General features: G+C 49.5%; 11 protein-coding genes. 4 read left to right on the plus strand and 7 right to left on the minus strand.

Features of this window, described 5'->3' with window-relative positions:
* Positions 1-834 (plus strand): carbohydrate ABC transporter permease, encoded by an 834-nt coding sequence (locus WDY75_RS09165; protein ID WP_063480287.1) that lies wholly within the window; start codon positions 1-3, stop codon positions 832-834.
* Between the two features lie 313 nt (positions 835-1,147).
* Positions 1,148-1,507 carry a VOC family protein gene (locus WDY75_RS09170; protein WP_063480286.1) on the plus strand — a complete coding sequence of 120 codons (360 nt, stop codon included), beginning with the start codon at positions 1,148-1,150 and terminating at the stop codon, positions 1,505-1,507.
* Between the two features lie 186 nt (positions 1,508-1,693).
* On the opposite strand, the gene WDY75_RS09175 is transcribed toward WDY75_RS09170, so the two are convergent.
* A complete protein-coding gene (locus WDY75_RS09175; protein ID WP_063480285.1) occupies positions 1,694-3,043 on the minus strand; it encodes an alpha-L-fucosidase in 1,350 nt (449 codons plus the stop codon).
* 119 nt (positions 3,044-3,162) lie between these two features.
* Between WDY75_RS09175 and WDY75_RS09180 the strand changes: the two genes are divergently transcribed.
* Positions 3,163-3,990, plus strand: a complete 828-nt coding sequence (locus WDY75_RS09180) for an AraC family transcriptional regulator (RefSeq protein ID WP_063480284.1) — start codon at positions 3,163-3,165, stop codon at positions 3,988-3,990.
* 56 nt (positions 3,991-4,046) lie between these two features.
* On the opposite strand, the gene WDY75_RS09185 is transcribed toward WDY75_RS09180, so the two are convergent.
* From WDY75_RS09185 to WDY75_RS09195, 3 genes are all read right to left on the minus strand, one after another.
* Positions 4,047-4,349: a putative quinol monooxygenase gene (locus WDY75_RS09185; RefSeq protein ID WP_063480283.1), complete on the minus strand. Its 303-nt coding sequence runs from the start codon at positions 4,347-4,349 to the stop codon at positions 4,047-4,049.
* Positions 4,350-4,354: 5 nt separating this feature from the next.
* The gene (locus WDY75_RS09190; protein ID WP_036643179.1) at positions 4,355-5,347 is read right to left on the minus strand and encodes a YafY family protein; all 993 of its coding nucleotides are present in this window, start codon (positions 5,345-5,347) and stop codon (positions 4,355-4,357) included.
* A 63-nt stretch (positions 5,348-5,410) separates the two neighbouring features.
* Complete coding sequence (locus WDY75_RS09195) at positions 5,411-5,908, minus strand: DinB family protein (RefSeq protein ID WP_063480282.1); 498 nt, start codon at positions 5,906-5,908, stop codon at positions 5,411-5,413.
* 389 nt (positions 5,909-6,297) lie between these two features.
* Between WDY75_RS09195 and WDY75_RS09205 the strand changes: the two genes are divergently transcribed.
* Complete coding sequence (locus WDY75_RS09205) at positions 6,298-6,669, plus strand: VOC family protein (protein WP_006211901.1); 372 nt, start codon at positions 6,298-6,300, stop codon at positions 6,667-6,669.
* A 269-nt stretch (positions 6,670-6,938) separates the two neighbouring features.
* Here the strand turns inward: WDY75_RS09205 and WDY75_RS09210 are convergent, their stop codons facing one another.
* The 3 genes from WDY75_RS09210 to WDY75_RS09220 all read right to left on the minus strand — a co-directional run bounded on the left by WDY75_RS09210 (position 6,939) and on the right by WDY75_RS09220 (position 13,409).
* Positions 6,939-8,078: a zinc-dependent alcohol dehydrogenase gene (locus WDY75_RS09210; protein ID WP_063480281.1), complete on the minus strand. Its 1,140-nt coding sequence runs from the start codon at positions 8,076-8,078 to the stop codon at positions 6,939-6,941.
* Positions 8,079-11,024: 2,946 nt separating this feature from the next.
* On the minus strand, positions 11,025-12,386 hold the full coding sequence (locus WDY75_RS09215; protein ID WP_063480531.1) for a dipeptidase: 1,362 nt from the start codon (positions 12,384-12,386) through the stop codon (positions 11,025-11,027).
* Positions 12,387-12,485: 99 nt separating this feature from the next.
* Positions 12,486-13,409 (minus strand): LysR family transcriptional regulator, encoded by a 924-nt coding sequence (locus tag WDY75_RS09220; RefSeq protein WP_063480280.1) that lies wholly within the window; start codon positions 13,407-13,409, stop codon positions 12,486-12,488.
* Positions 13,410-13,566 lie beyond the last annotated feature (157 nt).

Here is a 13,566-nt window from a genome sequence, read left to right on the forward strand (position 1 = left end):
ATGAATGCCAAACAACGTAAATTAGTCTATCGAATCCTGCCCTATGCCATTCTTGCGGGGATCGGAATCTGTTTTGTGCTGCCGCTGCTCTGGGTGCTTGTGGCCTCAGTCGACCCCAACGCGATGCAATCCTTGAAGGTACCCAGCAAAATTACCGGTGCCAACTATGTAGAAGTCATTACTAGCAGCGAGAATCAGCGTGCTTATCTCATTGGCCTGGTGATGTCGCTTGGCCAAGCCATCCTTGTTGTCCTGTTGGCCCTGCTCGCAGCCTATCCGTTGTCCCGATATCAGATGAAATACAAGAAACCCTTCATGCTGACCATTCTGTTCATGACATCCCTGCCGATTACGGCCGTTATGGTGCCTGTATACCAATTGTTCCTTGGATTGAAGCTGTATGACAATATCTTTGGCGTTATTCTGTTCTATGTAGCGTCATCGATACCATACGGGATATGGATGATGAAGAATTTCATGGATTCCGTGCCGAATGATCTGGAGGAAGCCGCCTGGGTGGACGGAGCTTCCGTGTTTACGGGAATGCGTAAGGTGGTTGCACCGCTGATGGTGCCGGGGATTTGCACCGTGGCGATCTTTACCTTCTCCGGCAGCTGGGGCAATTTCTTTGTTCCGTATATCCTGCTGCAATCGCCTGAAAAATTCCCTGCCTCCCTGAAGCTGTATCAGTTCTTCGGGCAGTACGGCATGGTGGATTACGGCAGCTTGGCCGCTTTCTCGGTGCTGTATGCTATTCCGGCGATCATCATGTACATTCTCTCCCAGCAGTTTATGTCCAAGGGCTTCGGGCTGCAGGGCGGAACGAAGGGGTAGGTTGCAGGGCAGGCAGACACTCCTGCTCAACATTCGAAAACGGCAGAAATGCCGTTTTTTTGTGTTTTTTTGTTCTGTGTTCTGTGTTTTGTGTTTTGTGTTTTTTGTTCTGTATTCCGTGCTCTGTGTTTCGGAGAACCTGTCATCATGGGCGCGTTTGTCGACTGATCTTGGAGCCCCATGGTATGGGGAGCAAGGAGGGAAGTCTGTTTTTATTGGGAGTATTTGTTATACTTTAGGCAGAATATCACGGATGAAGAGGATTCCGTCGTTTCGATGGGGTACTCAACACTGAGAAATTGGGGGGGAGAACATGAGAGTCAAACGAATCGTCGCTAATATTGGCACAAAGGAGATCGCAGCCGCAAAGACGTTTTATCAAGATGTGTTAGGTCTGGATGTATTAATGGATCATGGCTGGATTGCAACCTATGGCTCGCAGGATATGATGACCATTCAGCTCAGCTTTGCTTCGGAAGGAGGCGGCGGCACGTCTGTGCCGGATCTGTCAATCGAAGTGGATGATATAGAGACTGTGCTGAAGGACATGAAGGGAGCAGGCTTTCGCATTGAGTATGGTCCTGTTGACGAGCCATGGGGAGTCCGGCGATTTTTCGTCCGGGATCCGTACGGCAAGTTAGTCAATATACTGGCTCATCTATCGCATGATTGAGGATCATTTGTGGCCAGATTCAATCAGGCCCGTGGGCTGCTGAAATAGGGTTTGCGCTACTGACTCGCGGCTGGATGCGGGAGGATGTGGGTATGTAGAACATGAAAAAAGAGCCAGACGTGATGTCGAAACATCACGTCTGGCTTTTCTGGCAAAATATACGGTTCGGATGATGCAATCGTATCGTTACGAACGATCCGGTTCGTCAATCAGCTCCAGTTCAATCACGGTATTGCGTTTGTCCGGAAGCGGATAAGTAAAGTGCTCCGGCCGGGCGAAATTCACAAACGCATCCTCGGTGAATTCCGCTGCGCTCCAGGGGCGGCTGAGGAACAATTCGTATCCGTCTGCCAGCAGGCGGGCTTTCTTCACTTTGTCGGCCATGCCGATGAGATTGATCGGTCCAATGGACTCCTCGAAGACATGGGCGTACAGTTTGTTGCCTTTTTGCGTGTAGCGTCCCCATTCCGGCTTAGGATAATCGGCAGCAGCGCAGCCGTAGATGCTGTCGCTGTTCTTGCTCATCCAGTCACCGATTTCCTCCAGCACGTCGAGGCTTTCCTTGGGAATGACACCTTTGGCGTCAGGTCCAACGTTCAGCAGCATGTTGCCATTCTTGCTTACGCATTCCACCAGCTTGCGGATTATGGTCGTTGAGGACTTGTAATTGCGGTCAGCTGCTGCATAACCCCAGTTATTGTTCAGCGTAATGCAGGCTTCCCATGGAATCGGGGCGCCTGTCTCATCTACGACACCATGCGGTGGAATGATCTGTTCGGGCGAAGCAAAATCACCGCTGTAAATGGAAGGATCGCTGGTATAGATGCTGCCGCCGCTCTCGCCGCTGCCCTCCAGCCGATTATCGATGAGAATGTGCGGTTGCAGCTCGCGAATCATTTTCATGAGCTCGGTAGCGCGCCATACCTCGCCGCGCATCGTATCATACGAGAAGTCAAACCACATTATATCGAGCTTGCCATAGCCTGTCAGCAGCTCGTGTACCTGGCCATGCATGTAATCCAGGTAACGGTCGAAGTTTTTCGGATCGCGCTTGAAGGATTCGTTGCCCCGCATCGGATGAATGCGGTCTCCATAAGCAGGATAGTCTTCATGATGCCAGTCGATGAGGGAGAAGTAGAGGCCGACTTTCAGACCTTCCTCGCGGAAAGCTTCCAGAAACTCCTGCACGAGGTCCCGGCCGGCTTTGGTATTCGTTGATTTATAGTTAGTCAGCTTGCTGTCGAACAAACAGAATCCATCATGATGCTTGGCCGTAAGCACCGCGTATTTCATGCCAGCTTTCTTGGCGGCCTTGGCCCATTCCCGGGGGTTATAGTCTACGGGGTCAAATTCATCAAAATACGTCTGATAGTCTTCGATACTCATCTGTTCCGAACTTCGAAGCCATTCGCCTCTTGCCGGAATCGAGTAGAGACCCCAGTGGATAAACATGCCGAAACGGTCGTTCTGGAACCATTGCACACGCTGGTTTCGATCTTGAATGACTTGATTGCTGGGAGTGGTAGTCGTTGTCATGGAATCAAACCTCCGATTCTTGGAATTGTCGAGTTTGATTTTAACAAGAATGTGTTAGTATGAATAGATAATTACTTAACTCTGACGGGTATTATAATAACTTTAGAGGACAATCGAAGATGAAGAATGAACGAAATGAACATGAAGCTATCCAGCAAATGCTCCTGAATATGAAGGTCCAGATCTGGGAGGCAGAGAGAACGCAGTGCTGGCCGGAGTGGAAGGAATTCGACTATACCGTGTCCTACAACAAGCTCTATTTTATTCTGGATGGTGAAGGATGGGTAAAGATCGGCGATGAGGAACTGTATCCTGTCCCGGGTCAATTGATTCTGATGCCGGCAAGGACCAAGCAGTCCTATTCTGTTATCAGCGGCCGTCCCTATCTGAAATATTGGTCGCACTTCTCGGCGACTGTGGGCGATTCGGATGTATTTTCTTGGCTGAACGTTCCCTACAGCTATGACTTAACGGACAATGCGGAGATGCCCCTGTTATTCCAGCAGCTGGTCGATGCGCATCGCACCCGTTCCATCGCCGCTCGCTTGAAGGAGAAGTCGGTGATGCTGGATATTCTCTCCAGGGTGTTCGATCAACAGCAGCCTCAGATTCATGCGGACAAAATGGAGGATATGAGCAGGCTTCACACCGTGCAGCAGTTTATCAAAAACCACCTGCACGAAGAGATCACGCTGGAGCAGATGGCGGGGACATTGCATTTGCATCCGAATTATTTTATTAAGTACTTCAAACGGCATTTCGGAATCACGCCGCAGAAATACTTGAGCCTCAAGCGAATGGAGCAGGCTAAACTTATGCTTAGAACAACGCCTCTGAGCATAAAGGAGATTGCGGACGCAACCGGCTTTGAGTCAGCCAATTATTTCTCGAAAACATTCCGCAAAGAAGTAGGTTACAGTCCTTCGGAATATCGTAACAATATATAACGGAAGAGGCTGTCCCCCAAGTTTCAATCGGGGACAGCCTCTTTGCTTGTATAAACCTAGAATCCTTTACCTCCAAGCGGCTTCAGCTTAAGCGGTTCAGCGCCGGCAATCAGCAGGCGTCCGCGCTTCAGCAGCTCGGAAGTGTCGGCTCCCTCCAGTGATGCTGCATGTGCGTCTTGGCTGCTCCACAATTCCGTGACCCATACAGCATTCGGATCGCTGTCCGAGACATTGACGATATAAAGCTCACAATCTTTGTTATCACGAAGTAACGCTGCTGCTTCGAGCAGGATCTTCGCAAGTTCATCACGCTTGCCCGGATGGGCAATCAGCTTGCCGTACATCGCAAATTTTTCCATCGTTATCACCCTTCATTATTGGTCATCGCCGTTATCATTTGTTCATAATGGTGCGCCATGTCCGTTGTTATCTCTGACAGTTTCAAGACGAGAGAGGCAGGCTCAAGGATGTGTAAAGATTTGCCGTAGGGGAGAAGGAAATAGGGAACGTAGGCTGTCAGTGAGGACGAGCCTAATTGGAAATGGGCTTCTCCAGGCAGACGTTTGACAAGGGCATGTCCGAATAACCAGTGTTGACTTAATTCATTCAGAACATGCTCATGCCCCTGAATGACGACCGTAACGAGAGGTTCATGGTTGCCGGGATCGGGCAGCAGAGCGCCAAGCAATGCATCCCTGGCCGAAAAATCAGCGGGCCGCTCGAAATGTTGGTCCGTCATCTCCAGTCCGATGATTCGATCCACACGGAAATTGCGTATTTCTTGACGCAAGCGGCAGTATCCGGCGGCATACCATTGCCCTTTCCAATGGATGATGCTGTAAGGGTCAAAGTCACGGGAGACGGTGCCGCCCTCACGGCCGTTTGAATAGATCATCTTCAAGGTTTGACCGTGTGCGGAGGAAGTCTCCAGCATTTGAAGCAGCGATCGCTGCTCTTCATGTACGGGGGGCTGCAATACCGAGAGGCCGCTGCTGTGCCGCTCCATTTGATGAAGCTGCTTCTCATTCGTATAACGCTTCAACTTGTCGATGGCCCGCTGCAGCACATCGGTGAATGGATAGCCGGTTTCTTTGGCAAAAATCGAAGCGTGAACCAATGCCTTCTGTTCTTCGGCATCAAACAGCAGCGGGGATTCCGCAAAATGACCCAGAATCCGGAATCCGCCGTTCGGTCCTGAATCGGCGATGATCGGCGCACCGCTGGCGCATAAGGAATCGATACAACGGTATACCGTTCGAACATGGATTTCCAGCTCATCAGCGATTTGATGTGCGGTCACCTTTCTACCTGAGCGAAGCATCCACAGGATTGACAGCATATTGTCTGCTTTGGACATCAGGGGGCGCCCCTTTCAGTTGAAGATGGTCTGGAGTATGCGTTCGAGTAGATTGTATCCTTTTTACACTAAAGGGTCCATGCCTCTATCGATCCAGGAATCGTAGGTCGGACCGTAAAGTTCGGGAATGCGCAGGCCGGCTTGTCTCATCAGCACCGTCATTTGTCCACGGTGATGGGTTTGATGCATGAGGGTGAAGTGCAGGAATCCCGCGTTAGTCCAAAGCTCTCCATCGAATTCTCGTGTTTCTTGAAGATCTTCCTCACTCCACTGCGACTTAACGGCATCCAGAAGGGCATGTCGGATGCGGCGATAACTAGCCTGAATCTCGGCAGCGGAATCCGGGATTTCTTGCTCGCGAGACGGGCCTTCAAATTGTAGTCCGAGCATGTTCATAAACTGAATCGACATCACCAAATGCCAAGCCAGCTGACCAAGGGTGCGGTGCTGATCCGTAATCGCCGTTTTTAGGGAGTCGTCGGTCAAAGCGTCCATGACTTGTTCCGTTATGCGGGCTTCTTTTAACCATTCTGCATTAAAATCCTCGATACTCATGTTCATGTGTAACCCTCGCTTTGCATTAGATTGATTGTGCTGCTGCAAGTCGAGTATATCTAATAATTCCTGACAGTTATGGTCAGTGATGAAGCGTTCAATAGAATATAATTCCGGAGTGATTGTGATGACACTTTATATTGCCAGCAATCAGATTTTCTCCATTCACTGGGCGACTCCATTCGGAGAGCAGGAGGTCGAGATTATGCTAAAATCGCGCTCAAGAAGTATTGGATTGGTATGATGGATTTCGGACATATGTGCCAAAGCTTGGTATAAACCTATTTCAGGTTCATGAAATTGTCGAGAGAATTCAGTAATTCAGCAATCCGGAAGAATTTTGCTGCAGTCTGTCTGATACACTGTCTCTAAACAACGAAATGGAGGTTGGTATCATGTCATTAGCGGATATTCGGTTTCTCGGCGGTAATAATATCGCACTCAAAATTCCAAAATTCAAGTATGACGAAACCGTGCATTTTTACAAGGAAATATTGAAGCTGCCGTATTTGGGTTATAAGGATAATGCTCATGCCTTTCAGCACGGCCCTAACACCTTGTGGCTGGATTGCATGATCAATTATGCCCAGCAGGATGTGTGGCTGGAGGTGGGTGCCAACGATTTGGATGAGGCAGCTGAGTATCTGCAGGAGCATGGGGTGAGCCGCAGAGACGAGGTGGAGGTCCATGAGAATTCGAAAGGCTACTGGATATCCGACCCTTGCGGGACAATTATTCGTGTGAATGCGAGAAAAGCAAGTGAATAAGATAGCCGATAGGCGTTATTATTTCAACATATGAAAAATTCACAATAGATAGGTAAGAGGTATCTATTTCTTGCATGCTAGTATTGGTATCTCTGTAAGGATGGTAGGCGTTATTCCGTTTGTATCCAGCGGAAGCCGAGCTTGCTTACATAGAGCGATTTGAATATGGAGACAGCTCAAAAACGAAAAACCAAGCAGAGTTTCACAGCCTATGGCCGTGAGGGACTGCTTGGTTTTGGTTCACTGGAACTCATCGGAAATGATGGAGCTTAGGGCTTTAAAACCACCTTGGTGCATTCATCTTCGTGCTCATAGAATATCCGGTAGGCTTCACTTGCTTGTTCCAGTGGAATCCGGTGAGATACAATTTCGGTTGGATCGAATTCACCGGCCGTGATTTTCTTGAACAGCTCCGGCATGTAATGGATCACGGGGGCCTGTCCCATGGTCAGGGTAATGTTTCTCTCAAAGATATGCCCCAGCGGGAACATGTTATATAAAGAGCCATATACGCCCGTTATCTGAACGGTACCGAATTTACGGACAGCCTCGATCGCGATATCGATTGCACTCAACGTACCGCCCTGGATCTTCAGCTTCTGACCGATGGCTTCCAAAGGGGATTTCTTGCCGTCCATACCCACGCAATCTATGACGATATCCGATCCACCCTTGGTAATTTCGCGGATGTATGCGCCCATATCATCATAATCTTCAAAATTGTAGATCTCCACGTTGTTCATCTGCTTTGCCTTTTGTAATCGGTAAGGGAGACGGTCAACGGCGATGACCCGTTTAGCCCCTTTCATCCACGCGAATTTCTGCGCCATCAGACCGATGGGCCCGCATCCAAGCACCGTTACGATATCGCCCGGCTTCACACCGGCATTCTCCACACTCCAATATGCTGTGGGCAGGACGTCGGACAAGAAGAGAAGGGCCTCATCCTCCAGCTCGCACGACTCCGGAATGACCAGCGGCATAAAGTTTCCGTACGGAACTCTCAAAAATTCTGCTTGGCCGCCCGGGTAGTTTCCGTAGCGTTCGGTGAAACCCAAATAACCGCCTGTATGGATATCGTGGTTTCCGTTGGAGTTGTCGCATTGGCTCTCCATATCGTGGTTGCAATAGTAGCAATGGCCGCATGACACATTGAACGGGAGCACGACGCGATCGCCCTTTTTCACGCGCGTCACGTTTGCCCCGACTTCTTCCACAATCCCCATCGGCTCATGACCGATGACATAATCCTTTGCCGCAGGCAGAGCTCCTTGGTAGATATGAAGATCGGAACCGCAAATGGCCGTCGATGTAATGCGGACGATCATATCGTCCTGGGTCTGAATGGTAGGATCCTCAACTTGTTTGACCTGAATGTCTTTTGCACCTTGATATGTGACTGCTCTCATACGTACCCTCCTTATGCGATGAATCTCCCCTTTTTTCTTACCCATTTTTACATATTTGCGAACATAGATATGGATATTCATGCAAGCATGGATTGTACAGATTGCAAAATCACGTTCACTCTGAACAGTATGAAAAACATAAAAAAGCAAGCAACCCTCGAATGCCTAGCGGCTAAGCAATATGAATGGGGTAACGCACTCTACTACACCTAGTGGATAGCATGACCAAGTTCCTTAATGATCATGCAGTCCTGTGCAGGAGGTTAATCCTAAATATGAGATCCTCACGGCATCGTTCGTTCTCATTGATTTTAATGAGTCGATCCCTAATCCTAACGAGGTTGTTTCTATCGTGTGTTTGGTTATGAACAGGGGTTGCGGACGGCTGCTTAGTCTTTGTTACTCGGCGCGTGGCCGATAATTAATCGCGTGTGCTTGCCAAACAATTTTTGACAGTACTCGCGTGAGCTGGGTGTAGTCTGTTTGCTGAACATTTCTTGGTGGTGCTCGCGTGAGCTGGGAATGGCTTGTTTGCTGAGCATATTCTGTTGGTGCTCGCGTGAGCTGGGTATGGTCTGTTTGCTGGACATTTCCTGCAGTAACGGACCTGAGAGCCGCTATTTTAGATAAAATAGCCTGATTTTGAGACTAACGGACCGAGAGGCCGTTAATTGTCTAAAAAACGGGCGAAGATACCTCTAAATCTGGAAATAGCGTTCCTCAGGTCCATTAGAATTGTGAATTGGACCTTTCTAAGCCAATAAGGTCCTGTCGGTCCGTTAACCAAGCGCGTGACCTCGGCATGGTCTGTTTGCTGAAGATTTCCTGGGAGTAACGGACCTGAGAGCCGCTATTTTAGATAAAATAGCCTGATTTTGAGACTAACGGACCGAGAGGCCGTTAATTGTCTAAAAAACGGGCGAAGATACCTCTAAATCTGGAAATAGCGTTCCTCAGGTCCATTAGAATTGTGAAGTGGACCTTTCTAAGCCAATAAGGTCCTGTCGGTCCGTTAACCAAGCGCGTGACCTCGGCATGGTCTGTTTGCTGAAGATTTCCTGGGAGTAACGGACCTGAGAGCCGCTATTTTAGATAAAATAGCCTGATTTTGAAACTAAGGGACAGGAAGGCCGTTATTTGTCTGAAAAACGGGCGAAGTTACCTCTAAATCTGCGAATAGCGGTCCAAATGTCCCTTAGATTTTTGAAGTGGACCTTTTTAAGCTAATAAGGTCCTGTCGGTCCGTTAACCAAGGGAGTGACCTTGGCATGGCCTGCTTTCCCAGTAATTCTTTGGCAGTCCTCATGTGAACTCGGTATAGTCTGTTGGCTGGACATTTTTGGAAGTGCTCGCATGAGTTCGATATGGTCTGTTTGCTGGTCATTTCCTGGCAGTAACGGACTTTAGAGCCGCTATTATAGATAAAACAGCCTGATTTTGAGACTAACGGACCGAGAGGCCGTTAATTGTCTAAAAAACGGGCGAAGTTACCTCTAAATCTGGGAATAGCGATCCTCAGGTCCATTAGAATTGTGAATTGGACCTTTCTAAGCCAATAAAGTCCTGTCGGTCCGTTAACCTAGCGTGTGACTCCGCATGGCCTGCTTTCGCAGTAATTCTTGGCAATCCTCATGTGACCTCGGTATAGTCTGCTGAACATTTCCTGGTGTGCTCATGTGACCTCGGTATAGTCTGCTGAACATTTTCTGGTATGCTCATGTGACCTCGGTATAGTCTGTTTTTTTGGAAGTGCTTGCATGAGTTCGATATGGTCTGTTTGCTGGTCATTTCCTGGCAGTAACGGACTTGAGAGCCGCTATTTTAGTTAAAATAGCCTGATTTTGAGACTAACGGACCGAGAGGCCGTTATATGTCTAAAAAACGGGTGAAGTTACCTCTAAATCTGGGAATAGCGGTCTTCAGGTCCATTAGAGTTGTGAAGTGGACCTTTCTAAGCCAATAAGGTCCTGTCGGTCCGTTAACCAAGCGCGTGATCTCGGCATGGCCTGCTTTCCCAGTAATTCTTGGCAATCCTCATGTGAACTCGGTATAGTCTGTTTTCTGGACATTTTTGGAAGTGATCGCATGATTTCGATATGGTCTGTTTGCTGGTCATTTCCTGGAAGTAACGGACCTGAGAGCCGCTATTTTAGTTAAAATAGCCTGATTTTGAGACTAACGGACCGAGAGGCCGTTATATGTCTAAAAAACGGGTGAAGTTACCTCTAAATCTGGGAATAGCGTTCCTCAGGTCCATTAGAATTGTGAATTGGACCTTTCTAAGCCAATAAGGTCCTGTCGGTCCGTTAACCAAATAGAGGAGGAGGGGAGGTAGAGAGTAGAGGTAGAGAGTAGAGGTAGAGGTAGAGAGTAGAGGTAGAGAGTAGAGGTAGAGAGTAGAGGTAGAGAGTAGAGTGTAGAGAGTAGAGTGTAGAGAGTAGAGGTAGAGAGTAGAGGTAGAGAGTAGAGGTAGAGAGTAGAGGTAGAGAGTAGAGTGTAGAGAGTAGAGGTAGAGTGTAGAGTGTAGAGAGTAGAGAGTAGAGAGTAGAGAGCAGAGTGTAGAGGTAGAGAGTAGAGAGTAGTGAGCAGGGAGTAGGGAAGCGGAGGCAACGAACGGATGGTTCAACACAAAAAGAGGCTAATAGGCCCACGGCGCACAGCCCATCCCCAAACGTTAGCGAGTGCACCCCCCCACAGCCCAGCCCTCCAACGATAGCGTGTGCAGATCGCAGCACTGCGCCCTACTGCCCCACCGCCCACGCTGCGAGTGCAGAATCACAGCACTCGCAGCGTTTTCCATGCAAAAACAAAGCAAGAGGGCTGAAGTGTACACCTCAGCCCTCTTGCCTGTGCAAACGATGGAGTCTCCCGAAGGGAGACAAAATCTTAGTTGGCTCTTTCAGTCATGAACCCCCGACGGGCGGTAACTGTACTGCAGAAGCCTTCTTATACCAGCTTTAAATACTCCACTGCTGTCAGCAGCCCTTTATCGAAATTCTCCAGATTAAAATGCTCATTCGGAGCATGCAGATTCTCATCCGGCAAGCCGTAGCCCATCATGACCGCAGGGGCGTTCAATGTGCTGGACAGCTTCTCCACGATTGGAATGGAGCCGCCGTCCTTCGTGAACAGGGCACGTGTGCCGTACACATTCTCGAAGGCATCCGCCGCTTTTTGCAGCATCGGATGGGATGGATCGATGTTGAAGGCAAACGCTTTTTCCTTCGGTTTGAACGTAAGCTTCGAACCGACCGGAGTTTGAGCATGCAAGTGTGCTTCAATTGCGTCAAGAACTGCTTGCGGATCCTGGTTCGCCACCAGGCGGCACGTGATTTTGGCGTGGGCTTCCTTCGGAATGACGGTCTTGCTGCCCTCGCCCTGGAATCCGCCGTACACCCCGTTCAGCTCTAACGTAGGACGTGCACCTACCCGTTCCACGAAGGAGAAGCCTTCTTCACCATACAGGGAATCGAGGCCGAGATCCCGCTTCAGCTTCTCCTCGTCAAATTCCTGCTTGGCAAATTCCTCGCGCATTTCCGGGGACAGCTCAAGTACGCCGTCATAGAAGCCTTTGACAGCGACACGGCCTTGCTCATCATGGAGCGAGGAAAGCAGGGAGACGAGGGCATGCAGCGCGTTAGGCACCCCGCCGCCATATGTACCGGAATGCAGGTCGGTATTGGCTGTTTCGAGTGACAGCTCCAGGGAGCATAATCCGCGGAGGCCCGTAGAAATAGCCGGTTTACCAGGTGCGAGCAGGGACGTATCCGAGATCACAATGGCATCCGCCGCAAGCTTGTCCTTATTGTTGTCGAGATAGAGCGGCAGGTTTGGACTGGATACCTCTTCCTCGCCTTCGATACAAAACTTGATGTTGACCGGAAGCTCCTTCTCCTGTTTCAAAATAGCTTCGACAGCTTTGACATGCAGGAAGAGCTGTCCTTTGTCGTCCGTAGCGCCGCGCGCGTACAGCTTGCCGTTGCGAATATCCGGCTCAAACGGCGGAGTTTCCCACAGATGCAGCGGGTCTACCGGCTGCACATCGTAATGGCCGTATACGAGTAGGGTCGGCTTGCCTGCCGCATGCAGATGGTCCGCCGTAATAATAGGGTGTCCTGCCGTCTGATGAACCTCGACATGCTCAAGCCCAGCCTCTCTAAGCTTGCCAGCAAGCCATTCTGCTGCCTTGGCAACGTCGCCTTTGTGCTCGGACAGGGCGGAAATGCTCGGAATGGACAACCATTCCTTCAATTCGTTCAGATGGGTTTCGCGGTGTTCAGCGAAATACGCTTTATAATCAACACTCATCATTTAGGATCCTCCTTGGATTAACATTGGCATACCAGAATGCCGCACCTTACTATTCTACCCCTTTTTAGAAGAATACGAAATATAGCGGAATGAAACTTAAAACTGATCGCGAACATGATTCGTCTGTTGAGATGAAAAATTGTCCATGAGATTTCTCCAGAACATTCGCAGTGCCGGACTAATCAGTTTATTGCGGTGCCGAACGGCATAGATCTGGCGTTCAGGCAGCCAGGACGGGATGGGCCGCGAACGAAGTTTGCCCTCTGCCAGGTCCTCCTGGATGGCGGCTTCTGCAATCATGCCATACCCGAGACGGTGCCGCACCGCTGATTTCAGTGCCTCGGTACCCGAGATCTCCATCGAAACCTGAAGCTGCAACCGATGTTTGTCCGCCCAGCGGTCAATAAGCTGCCGGCTAATGGAGCCCGGTTCATGGGATACGAAGGGATGTCCGGCCAGATCCTCCGGAAACAAATCTTCTGAACTCCCGAAGGGATGGTCCGGCGCGAATATAAGCACGAGATCATCATGAATCAGCGGCTGGGCGATGAATTCAGGGTCCTCCACTTGCGTGTTCGAGATGATGCCGACATCGAGCTCATATTTTTTGATTTTTTCGAGGATATAGGCTGCCGGACGGACATCCAGCATGATGGACAGCCCTGGATAATTGAGCTTCAGCTGCTGCAAGAGCGGCGGCAACAGATAGGTGGCTGGCGTATGGGTGCTGCCAATGGCGAGAACCCCCGCGGCCGTTCCCCGGTATATGTCCATTGTCGATTCAGCTTGCTCGGACAGGGAATGGATCTGTGATGCGTAATGATAGAAGGCGTGGCCGGCTTCCGTAAGCTTGATGACATGATAGGACTTGGTATGAAACAGAGCGATGCCAAGCTCTTCCTGCAGCTTGTTCAGATGGAAGGTGACGGTTGGCTGGGTGATGCCAAGCTCTTGAGCTACAAGGTACAGCTTCTTCAGCTCCACGGTGAGCACAAACACTTTTAATTGCTGTAAGTTCATGGATTACATCCTTTCTTCCAGTTTCATCATCGATACTATTAATCTTATCCTTTATTTGATAGATATTATTTAACTCTTTGTTAACGCAGCGATAATTTTTAATTGAATCTGGGGCGTTATGCTGAAATGGAATCAAGAAGGCCAATTCGAAACAGGA

The organism is Paenibacillus glucanolyticus (assembly GCF_037333485.1).
Classification (GTDB): Bacteria; Bacillota; Bacilli; order Paenibacillales; family Paenibacillaceae; genus Paenibacillus_AQ; species Paenibacillus_AQ glucanolyticus.